This is a genomic window from Microbulbifer sp. (assembly GCF_051659245.1).
In the GTDB taxonomy this organism is placed as follows: domain Bacteria; phylum Pseudomonadota; class Gammaproteobacteria; order Pseudomonadales; family Cellvibrionaceae; genus Microbulbifer.
This window is the reverse complement of the sequence record NZ_JBOFOC010000100.1, coordinates 1-18,750: the sequence shown is the minus strand read 5'-3', so window position 1 is coordinate 18,750 and position 18,750 is coordinate 1. Positions and strand designations below refer to the sequence as shown.

22 protein-coding genes are annotated in these 18,750 nt (G+C 61.9%); 10 read left to right on the top strand and 12 right to left on the bottom strand.

What is annotated here, in order from left to right; all coding sequences use genetic code 11:
• Positions 1-34 precede the first annotated feature (34 nt).
• From ACRC0P_RS10790 to ACRC0P_RS10775, 4 genes are all read right to left on the bottom strand, one after another.
• Positions 35-394 (bottom strand): hypothetical protein, encoded by a 360-nt coding sequence (locus ACRC0P_RS10790; protein WP_438630720.1) that lies wholly within the window; start codon positions 392-394, stop codon positions 35-37.
• Between the two features lie 10 nt (positions 395-404).
• Positions 405-1,028 carry a DUF938 domain-containing protein gene (locus tag ACRC0P_RS10785; protein ID WP_438630718.1) on the bottom strand — a complete coding sequence of 208 codons (624 nt, stop codon included), beginning with the start codon at positions 1,026-1,028 and terminating at the stop codon, positions 405-407.
• Positions 1,025-1,801 (bottom strand): peroxide stress protein YaaA, encoded by a 777-nt coding sequence (yaaA, locus tag ACRC0P_RS10780; protein WP_438630716.1) that lies wholly within the window; start codon positions 1,799-1,801, stop codon positions 1,025-1,027. Before yaaA ends, ACRC0P_RS10785 begins: the two co-directional genes overlap by 4 nt.
• Positions 1,802-1,939: 138 nt before the next feature.
• Complete coding sequence (locus tag ACRC0P_RS10775) at positions 1,940-2,419, bottom strand: DUF4265 domain-containing protein (RefSeq protein ID WP_438630714.1); 480 nt, start codon at positions 2,417-2,419, stop codon at positions 1,940-1,942.
• Between the two features lie 76 nt (positions 2,420-2,495).
• Here ACRC0P_RS10775 and ACRC0P_RS10770 point away from each other — a divergent pair, with 76 nt between their 5' ends.
• From ACRC0P_RS10770 to ACRC0P_RS10750, 5 genes are all read left to right on the top strand, one after another.
• On the top strand, positions 2,496-3,773 hold the full coding sequence (locus ACRC0P_RS10770; RefSeq protein WP_438630712.1) for a M48 family metalloprotease: 1,278 nt from the start codon (positions 2,496-2,498) through the stop codon (positions 3,771-3,773).
• 82 nt (positions 3,774-3,855) lie between these two features.
• Positions 3,856-4,077, top strand: a complete 222-nt coding sequence (locus ACRC0P_RS10765; RefSeq protein WP_183460169.1) for an AbrB/MazE/SpoVT family DNA-binding domain-containing protein — start codon at positions 3,856-3,858, stop codon at positions 4,075-4,077.
• Positions 4,074-4,508 carry a PIN domain-containing protein gene (locus ACRC0P_RS10760; RefSeq protein ID WP_438630710.1) on the top strand — a complete coding sequence of 145 codons (435 nt, stop codon included), beginning with the start codon at positions 4,074-4,076 and terminating at the stop codon, positions 4,506-4,508. The genes ACRC0P_RS10765 and ACRC0P_RS10760 overlap by 4 nt, the downstream gene beginning before the upstream one ends.
• Before the next feature lie 86 nt (positions 4,509-4,594).
• Entirely contained in the window at positions 4,595-5,257 is a 663-nt protein-coding gene (locus ACRC0P_RS10755) for a LysE family translocator (RefSeq protein ID WP_438630708.1), read from the top strand.
• A gap of 55 nt (positions 5,258-5,312) precedes the next feature.
• The gene (locus tag ACRC0P_RS10750; RefSeq protein WP_438630706.1) at positions 5,313-6,461 is read left to right on the top strand and encodes a phospholipase effector Tle1 domain-containing protein; all 1,149 of its coding nucleotides are present in this window, start codon (positions 5,313-5,315) and stop codon (positions 6,459-6,461) included.
• A 383-nt stretch (positions 6,462-6,844) separates the two neighbouring features.
• Here the strand turns inward: ACRC0P_RS10750 and ACRC0P_RS10745 are convergent, their stop codons facing one another.
• The 7 genes from ACRC0P_RS10745 to ACRC0P_RS10715 all read right to left on the bottom strand — a co-directional run bounded on the left by ACRC0P_RS10745 (position 6,845) and on the right by ACRC0P_RS10715 (position 13,921).
• Positions 6,845-7,657 carry a putative porin gene (locus tag ACRC0P_RS10745; RefSeq protein ID WP_438630704.1) on the bottom strand — a complete coding sequence of 271 codons (813 nt, stop codon included), beginning with the start codon at positions 7,655-7,657 and terminating at the stop codon, positions 6,845-6,847.
• Between the two features lie 214 nt (positions 7,658-7,871).
• Positions 7,872-8,201, bottom strand: coding sequence for an antibiotic biosynthesis monooxygenase family protein (locus tag ACRC0P_RS10740; protein WP_438630702.1), 330 nt, complete (start codon positions 8,199-8,201; stop codon positions 7,872-7,874).
• A 69-nt stretch (positions 8,202-8,270) separates the two neighbouring features.
• Positions 8,271-8,972, bottom strand: a complete 702-nt coding sequence (phoU, locus tag ACRC0P_RS10735) for a phosphate signaling complex protein PhoU (protein WP_438630700.1) — start codon at positions 8,970-8,972, stop codon at positions 8,271-8,273.
• A 25-nt stretch (positions 8,973-8,997) separates the two neighbouring features.
• A complete protein-coding gene (gene pstB / locus ACRC0P_RS10730; protein ID WP_438630760.1) occupies positions 8,998-9,738 on the bottom strand; it encodes a phosphate ABC transporter ATP-binding protein PstB in 741 nt (246 codons plus the stop codon).
• A 164-nt stretch (positions 9,739-9,902) separates the two neighbouring features.
• Positions 9,903-11,189: a phosphate ABC transporter permease PstA gene (gene pstA, locus ACRC0P_RS10725; RefSeq protein ID WP_438630698.1), complete on the bottom strand. Its 1,287-nt coding sequence runs from the start codon at positions 11,187-11,189 to the stop codon at positions 9,903-9,905.
• Entirely contained in the window at positions 11,182-12,561 is a 1,380-nt protein-coding gene (pstC, locus tag ACRC0P_RS10720) for a phosphate ABC transporter permease subunit PstC (protein WP_438630696.1), read from the bottom strand. The genes pstA and pstC overlap by 8 nt, the downstream gene beginning before the upstream one ends.
• 289 nt (positions 12,562-12,850) lie before the next feature.
• Positions 12,851-13,921 (bottom strand): PstS family phosphate ABC transporter substrate-binding protein, encoded by a 1,071-nt coding sequence (locus tag ACRC0P_RS10715; protein WP_438630694.1) that lies wholly within the window; start codon positions 13,919-13,921, stop codon positions 12,851-12,853.
• A 181-nt stretch (positions 13,922-14,102) separates the two neighbouring features.
• Here ACRC0P_RS10715 and ACRC0P_RS10710 point away from each other — a divergent pair, with 181 nt between their 5' ends.
• From ACRC0P_RS10710 to ACRC0P_RS10690, 5 genes are all read left to right on the top strand, one after another.
• Positions 14,103-14,690, top strand: a complete 588-nt coding sequence (locus ACRC0P_RS10710) for a TRAP transporter small permease subunit (protein WP_438630692.1) — start codon at positions 14,103-14,105, stop codon at positions 14,688-14,690.
• On the top strand, positions 14,687-16,042 hold the full coding sequence (locus ACRC0P_RS10705) for a TRAP transporter large permease (RefSeq protein WP_438630690.1): 1,356 nt from the start codon (positions 14,687-14,689) through the stop codon (positions 16,040-16,042). Before ACRC0P_RS10710 ends, ACRC0P_RS10705 begins: the two co-directional genes overlap by 4 nt.
• A 50-nt stretch (positions 16,043-16,092) precedes the next feature.
• Positions 16,093-16,677: a Uma2 family endonuclease gene (locus tag ACRC0P_RS10700; protein ID WP_438630688.1), complete on the top strand. Its 585-nt coding sequence runs from the start codon at positions 16,093-16,095 to the stop codon at positions 16,675-16,677.
• A gap of 105 nt (positions 16,678-16,782) precedes the next feature.
• Entirely contained in the window at positions 16,783-17,175 is a 393-nt protein-coding gene (locus ACRC0P_RS10695; protein WP_438630686.1) for an acyl-CoA thioesterase, read from the top strand.
• Between the two features lie 30 nt (positions 17,176-17,205).
• Positions 17,206-17,442: a hypothetical protein gene (locus ACRC0P_RS10690; protein WP_438630684.1), complete on the top strand. Its 237-nt coding sequence runs from the start codon at positions 17,206-17,208 to the stop codon at positions 17,440-17,442.
• 68 nt (positions 17,443-17,510) lie between these two features.
• Here the strand turns inward: ACRC0P_RS10690 and ACRC0P_RS10685 are convergent, their stop codons facing one another.
• Positions 17,511-18,647: a TRAP transporter substrate-binding protein gene (locus ACRC0P_RS10685; RefSeq protein ID WP_438630682.1), complete on the bottom strand. Its 1,137-nt coding sequence runs from the start codon at positions 18,645-18,647 to the stop codon at positions 17,511-17,513.
• Positions 18,648-18,750 lie beyond the last annotated feature (103 nt).

Sequence of the window (18,750 nt, the reverse complement as noted above, 5' to 3'; positions counted from 1 at the left end):
GCCGCTCCTACAAGGAGAGAGCGGCGAAAAGGTTTTAAGAGAGCTCTTCGAGCTCCCGCTCCTCACCGCCCTTGAGATAGGTGACCGTCTCCCCTTCGTCCACCACATTACACTCGCGGCGCAGGGTCAGGTGGTGCAGCTGCTTCTCCCCGTCGCGCAGCAGCAGGTGTTCGTGCCCCTCGTCGTCCACCGGCAGGGTGCCGTTGCCCACCAGCGCGTCGCGCAAGGCGCGCAGGCGCGGCATATCGCGGTAGCGGTCCAGGTCGTCGGAGAGACGCTTTTTCATGCGTTCGCTCTCGTGCAGTATCGCGACGGTCTCGCGGTATTTGGCAAAAAAGAATACCGCCGCAATCGCGAAGGCGATGATCACACCCGTTTCCAACCAGCCCGGCATTCCAGCCCCCTTACTCGATATGTTGCCAGACCACCAACTGGTTGTTGGCCGGCAGATAGTGATTCTCTACGCGCTGCAGGCCGGCTTCTTCCGCCAGCCGGTCCAGCCACTCCAGGTCGCGGATACCGCTGTGCGGATCGCGCTGCTTCAACCAGCGGTCGAAATCGGCATTGCTTGAGCCGATGCCGACGTAGTCGCCGGCGATTTTCATCGGGCCATAGACTATCAGCGCGCCGCCCGGCTGCAATACCCGGGGCAACGCGCGGAAGAGGGCCCGCACCGAATCCGCGGACATGATATGCAGGCTGTTGGCGGTGAACACGGCGTCCACGGCCAGATCCGGCCACTCGCCGCTCACGTCCAGTTCCAGCGGTGGCGGCATGTTGTTCGCGGGCCGCATGTCGTTCTCTGACGGTGCTGCCAGCCAGGCGCGGATGCCGGGCAGGTTCTCCGCGAGATCCGAGGTCTGCCAGGTGAGGTGCGGCAGCCGCGGGGCGAAGTAGACCGCGTGCTGTCCGGTGCCGCTGCCGATCTCCAGCACCGAGCGGCGGTGCGCCAGCAGTCGACGCAGCTCGCGCAGTATCGGCTCGCGGTTGCGCGCGCAGGCGGGCGCGTCCGGCAGCTCCGCGCTCATTGCGCCTCGTCCCGGGTGAAAACCCAGTCGTTGCCCTTGGACAGCGCCGCATTGTAGCGGTAGCCATCGCCGTCGAACGCCTTCAGTTCCTCTGCTTTTTTTACCCGCTGGTCGATGGCCCAACGGCTCATGCTGCCGCGGGCCCGCTTGGCATAGAAGCTGATCATCTTGTACTGGCCATTTTTCAGGTCCCTGAACTGCGGAGTGATTATTTCCGCCTGTAGCGCCTCGGGCCGCACCGACTTGAAGTACTCGTTGGAGGCCAGATTCACCAGCTCTCCGCTCTTCAGGCTGTGCAGCTGCTCGTTGAGCGCATCGGTGATCTTCCCGCCCCAGAACTCGTAGAGGTTTTTGCCGCGCGCATTGGCAAATCTGGTGCCCATCTCCAGCCGATAGGGCTGCATCAGGTCCAGCGGGCGCAGCAGGCCGTAGAGGCCGGAGAGTATGCGCAGGTGCTTCTGGGCGTGATTGAAATCCCGTTTGCCCATGGTCTCCGCCTGCAGCCCGGTGTACACATCGCCCTTGAAGGCGAGCAGGGCGGGGCGGGCGTTCTTCGCGGTGAAGGGGCGCTTCCACTGCTGGAAGCGGTCGTAGTTGAGCGCACCCAGCTTGTCGGAGATCTTCATCAGGCTGGAGATCTGCTGCGGGCTCAGTTCGCGCAGCTCCCCGATCAGCTCGGAGGCGTCCTTGAGGAAATCCGGCCGGGTGGTTTCCAGTTGGGGAATTTCACTCTCGTAGTCGAGGGTCTTGGCTGGGGATATAACTATCAGCATGTTTCTTTCGTTGGGTAACTAATTGTGTAGTCGTCACCCCCGCGCAGGCCGGGGACCAGTGTCTGTGGCGCTGGATTCCGGCCTGCGCCGGAATGACGAATTATTTATCTACCGGAATAAGACTATTCCGGCTTCAGCTTATTCCGGTTTGAGAATGGCCTCCCACCAGTTCAGCGGCGTCTGCCCGTCCTGGGGGTCATACACATTGCCGTAGTACCAGACGCTGTTTGCGCCGTCGCACACACTGTCGAGAATCTTCTCGATAGTGGCGAAGCCGCAGCTCACGTGGATGCTGTATACCAGCAGGCGCGGGCTTTCCAGGTCCAGTTCGCCGCCGAGCTTTTCCAGCTGCGGGGTGAGCCGGTCGGAAACAGCGGCGCTGTCGCCGCGACAGAAGACGCGGATCGCCAGGTTGCCGGAGCGCTTGACCAGCTCGAACTCCTGTTTCTCCGTGCTCACCTTGATGGTGTCGCCGCTGGCAATACCCTTGATAAACGCCGGCGAGCGCACCAGCTGGCAGCTGTCGTCCTCGTTCACCCGCACCTGCACGCGCTCCACCACCGGCTCGCCGTCCGGACCGGTGCCGGCGAACAATTCGATTACCTGCAGTGCCGTCATAACCCCGCTCCCCCTGTATCGGGTATTAGTTGTGTAAAATAGCTGGCTAAAACTAGGCATTATACAGGGAGAGACGATGATCTCGCGCGCGCTGATAACCGCCACTGCCGTGGCCGTATCCCTACTGGCCGGTTGTGCGGTCAACCCGGTCACCGGCAAGAAAGAACTGTCGCTGATATCCCAGGGCCAGGAGCTGGCCCTGGGCGAGCAGCAGTACCCGATCAACCAGCAGCAGCAGGGCGGCCAGTACATCCTGGACAAATCGCTGCAGGACTATGTGAACCGGGTAGGCCAGAAGCTGGCGCGGGTGTCCGACCAGCCGCATCTGCCCTACGAATTCGTGGTGCTGAACAACTCCGTACCCAACGCCTGGGCGCTCCCCGGCGGCAAGATCGCGGTGAACCGCGGGCTGCTGGTGCTGCTGGATGACGAGGCGGAGCTGGCCGCGGTGCTCAGCCACGAAATCGTGCACGCCGCCGCGCGCCACTCCGCCGCGGCCATGTCCCAGCAGCAGGTGCTCGGCGCGGGCCTGGCGGTGCTGGGCGCGGCCACCAAGGAAACCGCCTATGGCGACCTGGTCTCCCTCGGCGGCCAGTTGGGCGGCACCGCCTATATCGCCCGCTACGGCCGCGAGAACGAGCTGGAGTCTGACCGCTACGGCATGAAATACATGGCCGCCGCGGGCTATGACCCCCAGGGCGCGGTGCGCCTGCAACGCAAATTTGTGCAGCTCTCCAAGGGCAAAAAGGCCAGCGGCCTGCAGGCCCTGTTTGCCAGCCACCCGCCGTCCCAGTCGCGGGTCGACGCCAATATCAAACACGCCCAGCAGCTCTCGAAGGGCGGTGCCACCAACCGCGCGCAATACCAGAGGGCCATCGCCCAGCTGAAGCGCGACGCCGATGCCTACCAGAGCTACGACGACGCCGTGGCGGCGATCAACAACAAGCAGTATGACCGCGCCCTCAGCCTGGTGCGCCAGGCCCAGCGACAGCAGCCCAAGGAGGCCTCCTTCTACGCCCTGGAGGGAGACCTGCTGGCGCACAAGAAACAGTACCGGAATGCCCACAAAGCCTACGACAGCGCGGTGCAGAAAAACCCCGGGCTCTTCTCCAACTGGCTCAAGCGCGGCATGGCCAGCGCCCAGTTGAACAACTACACCGCCGCCGAACGCGACCTGGAGCGCTCACTGCGCTACCTGAAAACCGCCCACGCCCACTATTACCTGGGGCAGGTCAACGAAAAGCAGGGCAACGTACGGAACGCTTACAGCCACTACCGGACTGCTGCACAGGCGGGCGGGGAGATCGGCAGCAAGGCCCAGGCGAGGATGCAGGCGATCGGTAACAAGGGCTGACACGGCCAGATTCTTTACTGTTTGACATTTGGTAAAGATGAGACCAATCTTTACCAAATAGTGATCAGCAAAGAGAGATCCCATGCCAAAAGTCAGCGCCAAAAGGCAAATCACCCTGCCGATCGAACAGTGCCGCCTGGCGGGCATAGGCCCGGGGGACGAGTTCGAAAGCTATGTGGACAACGAGGGCCATATAACCATCGTGAAGAAAAAGGCCGGTGCGGCGAAAGGCATTCTGTCCGGGCGGAAAATCGATTCCCGGATCAGCGACGAGGCCTCCCTGGAGAGCGGCCTCGCCTCGTGATCGCGATAGACACCAATGTATTGCTACGCTATCTGCTCGCCGACGACGAAACCCAGAGCAGGAAGGCCTCCACATTGATCAGCGGATCACAAGCAGTGCTGGTAACCGATGTGGTGTTGGCAGAGACCATTTGGACCCTCAAAGGCAAGAAATACAAACTCGACAGGGACGCCATAATCCGGGTAGTCAACGCCCTGTTTGAAGAACCCAATATCCATTTCGAAGACGGCCAGACGGTATGGCGTGCCCTGTGCGACTACCGCAAGGCCAGATCGGTAAAAAGTGGCGGCAAAAGAAAGCTGGCGGACTTTCCCGATGCCCTGATTGTCAACAAGGCGCAGTCCTATGCCCGGGAATCCGGCGAACGGCTTTCCGGGGTATTTACCTTTGATGCGGCAGCACAAGTACTGCCCGGCACCAGAAAACCCTAAAAAGATATTGAAGTGTCTTTGCGGATTGCGGACTCACCTAAATAATGTGGAGGAATATCCGCGTTAAACAGAAGGTGGCAATATCAATGGATACTGAAACCTGGCTGTTATTTATAGCTGCGGCCGGCACCCTGGCCATCACTCCCGGCCCGGGAATGCTCTACGTATTGTCCCGCACCCTCGCCGGCGGCAGATCCCAGGGGCTGGCCTCGACCCTGGGGGCCGCGGTGGGCGGAAGCGTGCACGTCGTCGGCGCCGCCCTGGGCATATCCGCCATACTGGCCACCTCCGCAACGGCCTTTACCCTGGTGAAGTGGCTGGGCGCGGTGTTTCTGCTCTGCCTGGGAATCAAAATGCTTTATTCGGCATTCGGGGAGGAGGAGGAGCTAACCATTAATTCCCGCGGAATGAATACCGGTAATTTTTTGCCCACTTTCCTGCAGGGAATCCTCTCCGAGATGTTGAATCCCAAGACCGCCATTTTCTTTCTCGCCTTTATTCCCCAGTTTGTCCGGCCGCAAGAAGGGCCTGTTTTCAGCCAGTTCTTGATGCTGGGGATTATTGTTGTCGCGTTAAATGCAGTTCCGGACCTGTTGATCGTGCTGCTCTCAAAACCGGTGGAGCGGTTGTGGCGCTCCAGCTATCGGTTCCGGGCTGGTCAGCGGATTACATCGGGGCTTTGCCTGATAGGTCTCGGTATTTACCTGGCGTTGACCGACAACAGAAAAGCGGTTTCGGCTGGAAGCTAACTGAGCAGTACCGATTACACTGCTGCCCGCTGCAGCAAAAACAAGGAAAATAACAATGACAAGCTACACAAAGGAGTTCAGTAAAAAACCCGCCTCCGCCGCCCCCAAGCATATCCTGATCTTCCTCGACGGCACCTGGAACGACGAGGACGGCAAGGACGGCGACGGAATCACCACCAACATCTACCGGATGTTCCGCTCCATCGCCGGCACGCTGCACGAAGACGACATTCCCCACCGCATCGAGGGCGAGAACCAGGTGGCGCTGTATTTCCGCGGTGTGGGCAACGACGAAGACAACAGTGCCTTTGGCACCTTCTACGAAGGCGCCTTTGGCGCCGGGGAAAAGCGCATCCGCGACCACGCCTATGTACAACTGGTGGGTCACTACGCCCCCGGCGATTCCATCAGCATTTTCGGATTCAGCCGCGGCGCCGCCTGTGCGCGGCTATTGGCGGCGAAAATCCGTAAATACGGCATTCTTTCCCGGCTTACGGCCACTTTCGAGAAGAACGACAACGACGGGGTTCTGGAGGAATACTTCCTGCGCTACGATGACGAGGTGCCGGATGACGAAGCGGTGGACGTCCAGTTCCTGGGTATCTTCGACACGGTGGGCGCCTTCGGCGTGCCGATAAACCTGGGGTTTATCAAGCTGCAGAAACTCAACCTGTTCCGCAACCTCCGGGTGGCGGAGAACGTCCGGCGGGTGGTGCACTGTGTCAGCCTGGACGAGAGCCGCGAGCCCTTCGTGCCCACCCTGTGCAATTGCGATGAAAAGGTGGAGGAAGTCTGGTTCCCCGGCGTGCACTCGGACGTGGGCGGCGGCTACCGGCTGAATGAACTGGGCAAAATCCCACTGAACTTTATGGTGAAGCGCCTGCGGGAGTATTTTCCTGGCAATCCGGTGCAGTTCGCCCAGGCGGAGCTGGACAGGCATACGCAGGTGGACCTGATCAACGAAAGGATACACCTGCATTACCACGGGGAGGGGTTCAAGAAATACCTGCGGGATGTCCATGTCTCCAAGGACGGAGAGAGGTCCGGGATCAAGCCGAAAATTCACAAGTCGGTGGTGGACCTGAAGGAGTGCGAAAAACTGCATCTGGTGGAGTCCACCAGCACTTTTGTGAAGTTGACACCTATTTTATATTTGCCGGATAACCTGGCGGCGTTGAAGGGAAATTACGAGATTGTGGAGTAGCATTATTGGTTTACAGGATTGAAAACGGCCGCAACTGCGGCCGTTTCTTTATTCCCCAGCAAGCAGGGCGGGCCTGTGGCCTGCAAGCCGAGCTGGAGCTCGGCGTTCCCAGGGATGGCACTATTGGCTTTTTGCCGGCCGCTCCGATCGAATGCCGGAAGGCTCCACCACCCACTCGGGCTCCTCGAATTCGCCCAGCGGGCGGACTTCCACGAAAGGGGTAACGTACGGAACGCCTGCAGCCACTACCAGACTGCCGCCGGGGCAGGCGGCGAGATGCAACAGAGCCCTGGCCAGGATGCAGACGCTCGGCAACAAAGGCTGAACCAAGCAATAAAAGGGCCAGCAACTGGCCCTTTTATTGTTATGTCGGCGTTTGGTACTTACAGCTGGACGGTCAGACCCAGCAGGAACTGGTCCACGTCCAAATCGTTATTGGTGCTGTACGCCAAGCTCCCGGCAATATTGCGGTTGAAGAAGTGGGAAACGCCCAGGTCGAAAGTTTCTGCCTTGTTGTAACCGATACCCACCGAAGTCTCTTTACTGAAGTAGTACTCGGCACCGATATCCCAGTTGTTGTCAAAGTCGTCGTTGCTGGTGTAGCTGGCATCGGCGACAAACCATGTCTCACCACCCAGATCCTTGAAGAATTTGGAGGACAAGGTACGGCTGTCGAAATCGTCATCGGTACTGAAGTTGAAACCGATGTAATCACTGCCGCCCAACTCGTGGTTGTAACGGAGGTCCGCAAAGTAAACGGCATCGCCGCCTTCTACCTTCGCGCGGCGCACCGTCGCCAGGAAGCTCGGGGTGAACAGGTAGCCGGCAGACAGGGTGTGGAGGTCAGCGCCGTCGGAATCGATGTAAGAGCCACCGACAACAAAGCCGTTGGCTGCAAAGTATTCACCGCCAACACCCAAGGCATCGGTATCACCACCCTCGGTATCCAGGTAGCTGTATGCTGCGGAAACCTTGCTGGATTTGATGATGTAATCGAATTCCTTCAGCGGGCCTCTGGTTTCCAAAGGAGAGAAGTAATAAGTAGTATCGATGTTTACCTGATCGGTATCAACACTGCCGAAAGGTGTGTCTGTTTCGGTATTGATATATTTGGCTTCGGAAATGGACTGATAGCTTTCCGCGGCGGCAGAGGCAGCGAAAATCATCAGGGGCAGGGCGGCGAATTTGAACTTCATTTCAATTTCCTTGTTTTACTGCGATTCCAATTGGGGCGCGGATTCTAACAAAAGTTGACCGGAGACAACAACCACTGGTGTAAATGTGGGGGCATTTTGCAAAGACAAAAAAATATTGGCCGGCCGACACTTTTATTCAGCTTAAATATCGTATGCCGCTATCAAAAATGAATTGATTACTGAAGAAAGCCCAACGTGCATCGGATTTTTACTGCTACTCCCCACACTCCGGAACCGCCGGCGGCATCACTATCCATTCCGGCTCCTCGAATTCACCAATTACCCGCACCTCGATAAAAGGGGCCGCGCTGCGGATAATCTCGTCGATTTCGGGGTTGTGCCGGCCTTCCATGGCATCCCGCTCCGCCTTGCTGTTCCAGCTGGCGATGGCGATCAGGGTGCTGGGGTCGCCGATTTTCCGGCGCAACTCGGTGCCCCTGGCGCCGGGGGCCCGCTGGATCAGCTCGGAGGCGCGCACCCAGGCCTCGGCGTATTCCTCGGGGGTGTGGCCTTCCTTGATGCGGACTTCGAAGATGTATTTCATAGATACTCGCGGCAGCTAGCCCCCTCCCCCAGCCCCTCCCCCGCATGCGGGGGAGGGGAGTTAACGCAATCAGGCCTTTTTCAGCTTGTCCTCGTGGCCGTGGCGGATATCGGCACCCTCCACCAGGTAGACCACCTGCTCGCAGATGTTCTTGGCGTGGTCGCCGATGCGCTCCAGGGAGCGCAGAGCCCAGAGGACGTTGATCACCCGCGAGATGCTGCGCGGGTCTTCCATCATGTAGGTGATCAGTTCGCGCACCGCTGTGCGGTAGTCCATGTCCACCTGCTCGTCTTCCGCGAGGGTGTCCATCGCGGATTTCACATCGAAGCGGGTATAGGCGTCGAGGGAATCGTTGAGCATCTTGCGCACGGCGCTGGCGATATGGCGGATTTCGGTGTAACCCCGCGGCGCCGTGCCCTCGTCGGTGAGCGCGATGGCCATCTTGGCGATCTTGCTGGCCTCGTCGCCGACCCGCTCCAGGTCGCGGGCGATGCGGATCACCGACATCACCATGCGCAGGTCGGAGGCGGCGGGCTGGCGCTTGGCGATAATCAGCGTGGCGTGCTCGTCCAGGGCCATCTCGCGCTTGTCGATTTCCTCTTCGATGTGCAGCACCTTTTCCGCCAGTTCGCTGTCGGCGTTGGCCAGTGAATCCACCGCGTCGGCCACCTGGCGCGCCACCATGCCGCCCATTTCCAGCATCTCGGTCTTGATGCTTTCCAGGTCCTCGTTGAATTGGCGGGAGATGTGTTGGTCGAAATGCATGTCCATAGTGGTTCTCGGGGAGTTGGTTGCCTCAGCCGAAACGGCCGGTGATATAGGCCTCGGTCAATTCGTGTTGCGGGTTGGTAAACACCATTTCGGTATCGTTCACCTCCACCAGGTGCCCCAGGTGAAAATAGGCGGTGCGCTGGCTGACCCGCGCGGCCTGCTGCATGGAGTGGGTGACGATGGCGATAGTGTAGTTCTCCCGCAACTCGTCGATCAGCTCCTCGATGCGCGCGGTGGCGATGGGGTCCAGGGCGGAGCAGGGCTCGTCCATCAGGATCACCTCCGGGCTCACGGCGATGGCGCGGGCGATACACAGGCGCTGCTGCTGGCCGCCGGAGAGGCCGGTGCCGGGCTTGTCCAAACGGTCCTTTACCTCGTTCCACAGGCCGGCGCGGCGCAGGCTGTTCTCGACGATCTCGTCCAGTTCCGCGCGGCGGCTGGCGATACCGTGGATCTTTGGGCCGTAGGCGACGTTCTCGTAGATGCTTTTCGGGAAGGGGTTGGGCTTCTGGAACACCATGCCCACCCGCGCGCGCAGCGGCACCACGTCGACCTTGGGGCCGTAGATGGGCTCGCCGTCGAGGGTGAGTTCGCCCTCGACACGGCAGCCTTCGATGGTGTCGTTCATGCGGTTGAGGCAGCGCAGGAAAGTGGACTTGCCGCAGCCGGAGGGGCCGATCATCGCCACCACTTCGTTGCGGCCGATATCCAGGCTCACGTCGTAGATCGCCTGGGCCTCGCCGTAGAAGACGTTGACGTTGCGCATGCGCAGCTTGGCGTTGTCGCACAGCGGCCGGCCGACGGTTTCGGTTACCTTTCTCTGGGTATCCACTGTCTCTCGTTCTACCGTTTTGGGTTGCGCGGCTCCGGCTTGGCCGGCGGCATCCAGGGTCATTGTAGTCATCGGAAGATAATCCCGTTTGTCGGCCGCTACCAGCGGCGCTCGAGTTTTTTGCGCAGCCAGACCGCGCTGGTGTTCATCGCGATCAGCACGGCGAGCAACACCATGATGGCCGCGGAGGTGCGCTCGACAAAGGCCCGCTCGGGGCTGTCCGCCCAGAGGTAGATCTGCACCGGCAGCACCGTGGCCGGGTCGGTGATACCGCCGGGCACGTCGACGATAAACGCCACCATACCGATCATCAGCAGCGGCGCCGTCTCGCCCAGGGCCTGGGCCATACCGATGATCGCGCCGGTGAGCATACCGGGCATGGCCAGCGGCAGCACGTGGTGAAACACCACCTGCATGCGCGAGGCGCCCATACCCATGGCCGCCTGACGGATCGACGGCGGCACCGCCTTCAGCGCGGCGCGGCTGGAGATAATGATCGTGGGCAGGGTCATCAGCGTGAGCACCAGGCCGCCGACCAAAGGCGCGGAGCGCGGCAGCTCGAAAAAGTTGATAAAGATCGCCAGGCCCAGCAGACCGAAGACGATGGACGGCACCGCGGCGAGGTTGTTGATATTCACTTCGATCAGGTCGGTCCAGCGGTTTTTCGGCGCGTACTCCTCGAGATAAATCGCCGCGGACACGCCGATGGGGAAGGACAGCAGCAATGTCACCAGCAGGGTGAGCAGGGAGCCCACCAGCGCCGCGCGAATACCCGCCTGTTCCGGCTCGCGGGAATCGCCGTTGGTAAAGAAGGTGGTGTTGAAGCGTTTCTTCAGCTCGCCGCTTTCCATCAACTGCTGGATCCAGCCGGCCTTCTGGTCCGAGGTGCGGCCGCGGAAGCCGTTTTTGGAATCGTCCAGGCTCTTGACGAAGGTGTCCACGTCGTCGTCGGCGGCCAGCCACAGGGTTTCGCTCTGCCCCAGCAATTCAGGGTCGGCCCTGAGGCGGTCGCGCAGGGTAAAGGGGGCGCCGCTGGAGACCAGCGAGTAGAGTTCGCGCTTCTCCTTGCGCCCGCTCACGTCGGGGAAACGCTGCCGCAGCGCCTGGCGGACTACCCCGTCGAAGTTGGCCCAGGCCAGGCTTTCCTCGTCCACCTTGTCGATGCCGAGCACCTGCTCGTCGTAGTGCACGCGCAGCTCGATGGCACTCTGCACGAAGGCGCCGCTGCCCTTGGAAATGATATCGGTAAACAGCACCACCACCGCGAGCACGCCGAAGGCGATGCTGGCGATGCCCAGGCCGCGGAAGAGTTTTTCCTTGCGGTGGCGGCCGGCGAGGCGCCGCTCAATGCGCTCGCGGACCTGTGCTTGCGTCAGATCAGTCATACTGTTCCCGATATTTTTTCACGACGTGCAGGGCGATAAAGTTCAGCACCAGGGTGGACAAAAACAGCATCAGGCCCAGGGCGAAGGCGGCCAGGGTTTTCGGGCTGTCGAACTCCTGGTCCCCCACCAGCAGGGTGACGATCTGCACCGTCACCGTGGTCACCGATTCCAGCGGGTTGGCGGTCAGGTTGGCGGCCAGGCCGGCGGCCATCACCACGATCATGGTCTCGCCGATCGCGCGGGACACCGCCAGCAGCACGCCGCCGACGATGCCCGGCAGCGCCGCGGGAATCACCACCTTGCGCACGGTTTCCGAGCGGGTGGAGCCCAGGCCGAGGGCACCGTCGCGCAGGGACTGGGGCACCGCGTTGATCACGTCGTCGGATAGCGAGGACACGAACGGAATAATCATGATGCCCATCACCAGTCCTGCGGCCAGCGCACTCTCGCTGGAGGCCTGCAGGCCGACGGAGGTGGCCAGATCGCGAATAAAAGGCGCGACCGTAAGCGCGGCGAAGAAACCGTAAACCACCGTGGGCACACCGGCGAGGATTTCCAGCAGCGGCTTGGCCAGGGCGCGCACCCGTTTGCTGGCGTACTCGGCGAGATAAATGGCGGACATCAGGCCCACCGGCACCGCCACAAACATGGCGATGGCGGAGACCATCAGGGTGCCGGTGAACAGCGGCACTGCGCCGAAAGCGCCGCTGGAGCCCACCTGGTCGGCGCGCAGGGCCATCTGCGGGCTCCAGTGCAGACCGAACAGGAATTCGGTGACCGGCACCGTCTGGAAAAAGCGCAGGGATTCGAACAGCACCGAGAGCAAAATACCCACGGTGGTGAAGATGGCGGCACAGGCGCAGGCGAGCAGCACCGCGCGCAATACCTTTTCCACTTTTTCCCGCGCGCGCAGTTCGGGGGAAAAACGCAGCAGGGCGAAGGCCCCCAGGCCCAGCGCCAGTATCAGGGTCAGCGCCGCCTGCAGCAGGCTCGCGCCGCTGCGCAAACTGTTCAGGCGATCCGCCGCCGCCTGCAGTTCCGGCGTGGCCTCGCCGAACAGGTTGCCGGCGGCGAGGTTTTGGATCTGCGCGTAGAGCAGGTTCTGCCCAGCGGCGGTCTCCGGCTTGTCGGAAATACTGTTCATCACCATCGCGCGGATGATCGCGCTGTCGAAGGCCAGCCAGGCGCCCAGCAACAACAGTGCCGGCAGGCCGCACCAGAGCGCGGTGTGCAGGCCGTAATAACTCGGCAGCGAAGCCAGGTTGCGCACACCGCCTCTGCTGCGCGCGGCCGCCAGCGCGCGGCTGAAACCGGTACCGTAGGCCACCAGGACCAGCAGTAACAACAGGGCGAACAGGGTGGGGGTTTGCATCGATTTACCGTGCTTTCAAATTCTTCGCGGGCATTATCCGGGCTTTTTACTACGATTGCATGGCGCCGTCACAAAACACAAAACGGCAGGACTGCCGTTTTGCACAGCCGAAGGCTGCCCATAGGGTGAGGGCCATGGATGGCCCGAATGAAAAGCCAGGCCCCGGGGCCTGGCCGGTAATTCCGTTTACCTGCTTGCGACCTGAATGAGGTTAAGCCGTAGGGTGCGCCGCGCGCACCTTTTGCGCAGATACCGGCGCTTGCCGGTGCGCAAGGCGCACCCTACGGACTTATTTCTTTGCGGCAAGGTTGGTCAGCGCGCTCAGCTTGCGCACGTCCGCCACTACCTGCTGGCGCTTGGCCGCGGGCAGCGGGATCATGCCCTTGTCGGCCAGGTAGCCGTCGTCGCCCCAGGCGCGCTCGCTGGTGAACTCGGCCAGGAACTGCTTGACTCCCGGTACCACGTTCACGTGCGCTTTCTTCGCATAGATGAACAGCGGGCGGGAGACCGGGTAGCTCTGGTCGGCGATGGATTCGAAGGTCGGCTCCCGACCCTCGATCAGGGAACCCTGCACCTTGTCGGCATTCTGGTTGAGGAAACTGAAGCCGAAGATACCCAAGGCGTTGGGGTTGGCCACCAGCTTGTTCACGATCAGGTTGTCGTTCTCACCCGCTTCCACATAGGCGCCGTCTTCGCGCACGTTGTGGCAGATGGCCTTGTAGGCATTCTTGTCTTCTTTCTTCTTGGCGGCGATCCAGTCGAAGGACTTGCAGCCACCTTCCATCGCCAGCTCGGCGAAGGCGTCTCGGGTACCGGAAGTGGGGGGCGGGCCCAGCACTTCGATCTTGTGCGCGGGCAGAGCGAGGTTCACGTCTTTCCAGGTTTTGTAGGGGTTGGGCACCAGGGTCTTGGAGCCGTCGGGGTTGGGGACATCCTTGGCCAGGGCCAGGAAGATGTCGCGGCGGCTCAGCTCGAAGGACTCGGCGCTCCTGGCGTTGGCCAGCACGATGCCGTCGTAGCCGATCTGCACCTCCACCACGTCCACGCCGTTGTCGTTGCACATGTCCAGCTCGGACTGCTTGATGCGACGGGAGGCGCCGGTGATATCCGCAGTGTTCTCACCCACACCCTGGCAGAACAGCTTCATGCCGCCGCCGGTGCCGGTGGATTCCACAACCGGGGTCTTGAACTGGGTGGCGCGGCTGAAGCGCTCGGCCACGGTGGTGGTAAAGGGATATACGGTGGAAGAGCCGACGATGCTGATATGATCGCGGGCCGCCAGGGCCGCCTGGGAGGCGGCAATCGCCACGGCCGCCAGGGCCGAGGCCACTAATTTCTTACTCGCGGGGCGCTTGTTCATTGGGAACTCCAGTGTTCTCGGTTTTGTTTCACGCGGCGATGCTATGAGCTTCGGGTGACGATTCTATGAATGAAAAATGACAAAATGGTTACAAGCCCTCTCTGCCCCTATCCCTGGCGCCAATAGCGTCCACACGGTAGGCTTGACCCCAGGTTCAACCCCGACAGAACAATAAGATGCGATGACAGATTCCCCCATTTCCCCCCTGCTTCGCGGTGCCCGCGGCCTGGACCACCTGGCGCGCGCCACCGGCGGCCTGCTCGGCTGGTTCACCCTGGCGATGGTGCTGCTGCAGAGTGCGGTGGTGCTGCTGCGTTACGGCCTCAACGGCGGCTCAGTGGCCCTGCAGGACTCGGTGGTCTACCTGCACGGCGCCGTCTTTATGCTCGGCCTGGCCTACGCCCTGTACACGGGCGCCCATGTACGGGTGGATGTCTTCTACCGCCGCATGAGCCCGCGCCGCCGGGCCTGGGTGGACGCGGTGGGTACCCTGGTGTTCCTGCTGCCGTTGTGCGCCTTTATCGCCATCGGCAGCTGGCACTTCGCCGCCGCCAGCTGGGCGGTGCGCGAGGCCAGCTCCAGCGCCGGCGGCCTGCCGGGGGTCTTTCTGCTCAAGAGCCTGATCCCGCTGGCGGCGGCAACCCTGGCGCTGCAGGGGCTCGCGGAACTGGCCCGGGCGCTGGCGCGGCTGATGGAGGTGGAAGGCGCAACGCCGACTCCCCGGGCACCGGCGGCTACGCCCTCCGCGACAGAGGAGGTAGGCGTGTGATCGAGCTGGTTCCCCTGTTGATGTTCCTCGCCGTGTGCGGGCTGCTGATGTTCGGTTACCCGGTGGCCTTTACCCTGGGCGGCACCGCACTGCTGGCGGCGGGGCTGGGTATCGTGGCCGGCGTATTCGACGCGGAACTGCTGCGCGCCTTCCCCGACCGCCTCTACGGCATCATGCAGAACGGCACCCTGATGGCGGTGCCGCTGTTCGTTTTGATGGGTGTGATGCTGGAGCGGGCGCGGATCGCCGAGGAGCTGCTGGTGAACCTGGCCCTTGTATTTTCCCGGGTGCCCGCGGGCATGGCGGTCTCGGTGGTGGTGGTGGGCGCGCTGCTGGCCGCCAGCACCGGTATCGTCGGCGCCACGGTGGTGACCATGGGGCTGATGTCCCTGCCCACCATGCTCAAACGCGGCTACTCGCCGACCCTGGCCAGCGGCACCATCTGTGCCACCGGCACCCTGGGCCAGATCATCCCGCCATCCATCGCCCTGGTGCTGCTGGGGGACACACTGTCCAATGCCTACCAGCGGGCGCAACTGTCCGCGGGTATCTTCAACCCGCAGCCGGTGAGCGTGGGCGACCTGTTCGTGGGAGCGATCATTCCCGGGCTGCTGCTGGTGACGGCCTATATCATCTACCTGCTGTTTGTGGCCCGCCACCAGCCGGCGGATACCGGCGACCGCGGCGAGGTGAACCTCTCGCAGATCCTGAAGAGCCTGCTGCCCCCCATTGCGCTGATGCTGTTGGTGCTGGGTTCGATCATTACCGGCATCGCCACGCCCACCGAGGCCGCCGCGGTGGGCGCCCTGGGGGCGGGGCTGCTGGCCTACAGCCGCGGCGCGCTCAAGTGGCAGCGGGCCGGGGAGGTGGGGCGCAGCACCCTGCAGGTGACCGCGATGGTGTTCGCCATCCTGATCGGCGCCTCGCTCTTCTCGCTGGTGTTCCGCGGCTACGATGGCGAGGAACTGGTCACCGGCTTCTTCACCAACCTGCCCGGCGGCGTGATCGGCGCGACCCTGCTGGTAATGCTGGCGATTTTCCTGCTGGGCTTTATCCTCGATTTTATCGAGATCACCTTCGTGGTGGTGCCCATCGTCGGCCCGGTACTGCTGGCCATGGGCGTGGACCCGGTGTGGCTGGGCATTATGATCGCCATCAACCTGCAGACCTCCTTCCTCACCCCGCCGTTCGGCTTCGCGCTCTTCTACCTGCGCGGAGTGGCGCCGGAATCGGTGGCCACCGCGGCCATCTACCGGGGCGTGATGCCGTTTATCGCCATCCAGTTGCTGGTGCTGTGCCTGCTGGCAATTTGGCCGGCGCTGGCGACCTGGCTGCCGGGACGCTTGTCTTAGCTCCGGGGCGCCTTTAAGCTTTAGTGATACCTGCACCGGAGGTGTATTGTATGGCCTTGCGACAGCGCGACAACGAATACCATACCTATGCCGATTACCTGACCTGGCCGGAAGATGTGCGCTACGAGTTGATCGATGGCGTGGCTTACCTGATGTCGCCCGCACCCACACGGCGTCACCAGGAGTTTGTTTTTGAAATGGCCCGACAGGTGGGCAATACCCTCGAGGGCAAACCCGGCCGCGTCTATATGGCTCCCTTCGATGTGCGCTTACCAAAGGGCGACGAGACGGACGAACTGGTTGATACGGTGGTTCAGCCGGATCTGCTGGTGGTCTGCGACAGGGATAAGCTCGACGACCGGGGCCTGCGCGGTGCTCCGGACTGGGTGGTCGAGATTCTGTCACCCTCAACCGCAAGCCACGACCAGATTCGCAAGCTCGCCGCCTACGAACGCGCCGGCGTGCCGGAAGTGTGGCTGGTACACCCCACCGACAAAACCCTCGCCACCTATCGCCTGGAAAACGGGCGCTACGGCCGCGCCGAGATCACTGAACTGCAGGGCCGGAGGAAAGTCATCCAACTGCCCGACCTCACCATCGACTGGGATCACCTTCTGGCACAATTGGTCGATTAGACAGGCTTTTGCACCGCGCCACAGGCTAAAAGCTGGCCATATTGTGCTAGAATGCGCCACCCCCAAAGTGGCGGAAACCTATAAATCTAACAATGTGAGCAGTCGATGTCCGCACTCGATGAAGAGCCGCAACCCACCGGCACCCTGACCCTGCAAACCCAGACCATGCCCCGCGACACCAACCCCCAGGGGGACGTCTTTGCCGGCTGGCTGATGTCACAGATGGACCTGGCCGGCGCCATTCTCGCCCAGAGCATCGCCCGCGGCCGGGTCACCACCGTCGCGGTGGGCAGCATGGTGTTCCTGCGCCCGGTGCCCGTGGGCTCCACCGTCAGCTGCTACGCAGAGGCCATCGAAGTGGGCCGCTCCTCGATCCGCACCATGGTGGAAGTCTGGCTGACCCGGGTGGATACCGGTGAGCAGGTAAAAGTCACCGAAGGTGAATTCGTATTCGTGGCCATCGACGACCGCGGGCATACCCGGCCGCTGCCTCAATAACCATCCCCGGCGGGTGCTATACCCATTGGGATGGTGCAACAAATCCTGAACCTGGCCGGTATTCTGCTGATCCCCACCGGCTTGCTGCTGATGATTCTCGGGCGCCTGCGCTGGAGCCGCAAAGCGATCCTGTCCGGCGTCGCGTTCCTGGTCCTGGGCGCACTACTGCTGGTGTGGATGCATTTTGTATTGCTCTGGCAGGTGGACGCCTGCCTGGATTCGGGTGGGCAGTACAATTACAAAGAGAGTGTCTGCGACTTTGAATAGCGAAAAGGCCATTCGCTTCGTGGTTCGACCCGGAGATACATCCTGCAGGCTTGTTCGACCCTCCACAGCTATTCACTATCTTTCAGCGCCCGCGCCTGGTAGTAGGCCTCCTCGCTGATCTGGTGGTAGGGAATCACCTCCCGCTCGAATTCCTTGAACGCCTTGTACACCCGGGCGAACTGCGGGTCCCTCGCCGCGGTTTCTTTCATGATCTGGTCGTTGATTTCCTGCAGGTGCGCGATCACCTCCGCGGGCAGGCGCTTGAGCTGTACGCCGTGCTTCTCCACCAGTTCCTTCAACGCACGGTTGTTGCGCGCGGTGTACTCGTCGAGCATATCCTGGTTGGCGTCGCGGGCGGCGGTGCGAACGATTTCCTGCAGGTCCGGCGGGAGTTTTTCGAATGCGGTCTTGTTGACGATAAATTCCAGGATGGAGCCGGGCTCGTGCCAGCCGGGGTAGTAGTAGTAATCGGCGATCTGGTGGAATCCGAAAGCCAGGTCGTTGAAGGGGCCCACCCACTCGGTGGCATCGATAACGCCGGTCTGCAGTGCGGTGTACAGCTCGCCGCCGGGGATGGTGACGGCGGTGCCGCCGGCGCGGTTCAGCACCTCACCGCCGATGCCGGGAATACGCATCTTGAGGCCCTTGAGATCCTCCACGGAATTGATCTGCTTGTTGAACCAGCCGGCCATCTGCACGCCGGTGGAGCCGCCGGCCATGGGAATCAGATCGAAGGGCGCGTAGAGTTCTTCCCACAGCTCCAGGCCGCCGCCGTGGTGCAGCCAGCCGTTCATCTCCTGGGCATTCAGGCCGAAGGGCACGGCAGTAAAAAACTGTGCGGCCGGGATTTTTCCCTTCCAGTAATAGGCCGCGCCGTGGCCCATCTGCGCGGCGCCGTCGGATACCGCACCGAACACTCCCATCGCCGGCACAAGCTCCCCGGCGCCGTAGACCTTGATCTTCAGGCGCCCGGCGGACATGGCTTCGACTTTTTTCGCGAATCGCTCCGGTGCGCTGCCGAGGCCGGGGAAGTTCTTCGGCCAGGTGGTGACGAGTTTCCACTGGAAGGTTTCCCGGCTGCCGTCCTCGGAAAAATGCTGCGCGGGCCCCAGGGATGCGCGGGAGGCGACCAGGGCGCCGAAGGTGATGACCAGCAGCGCGAGCAGGCCGAGGATGATGGGGGGGTACCAGTTGATTTTTTTCATCGGTGTTTATTTTTTGCTGCTCGTATATTTTTTGTGCTTTTGTAGGAGCGGCCCATGGCCGCGATCAGTGGTTTTCGCGAAGTCCGATCGCGGCCATGGGCCG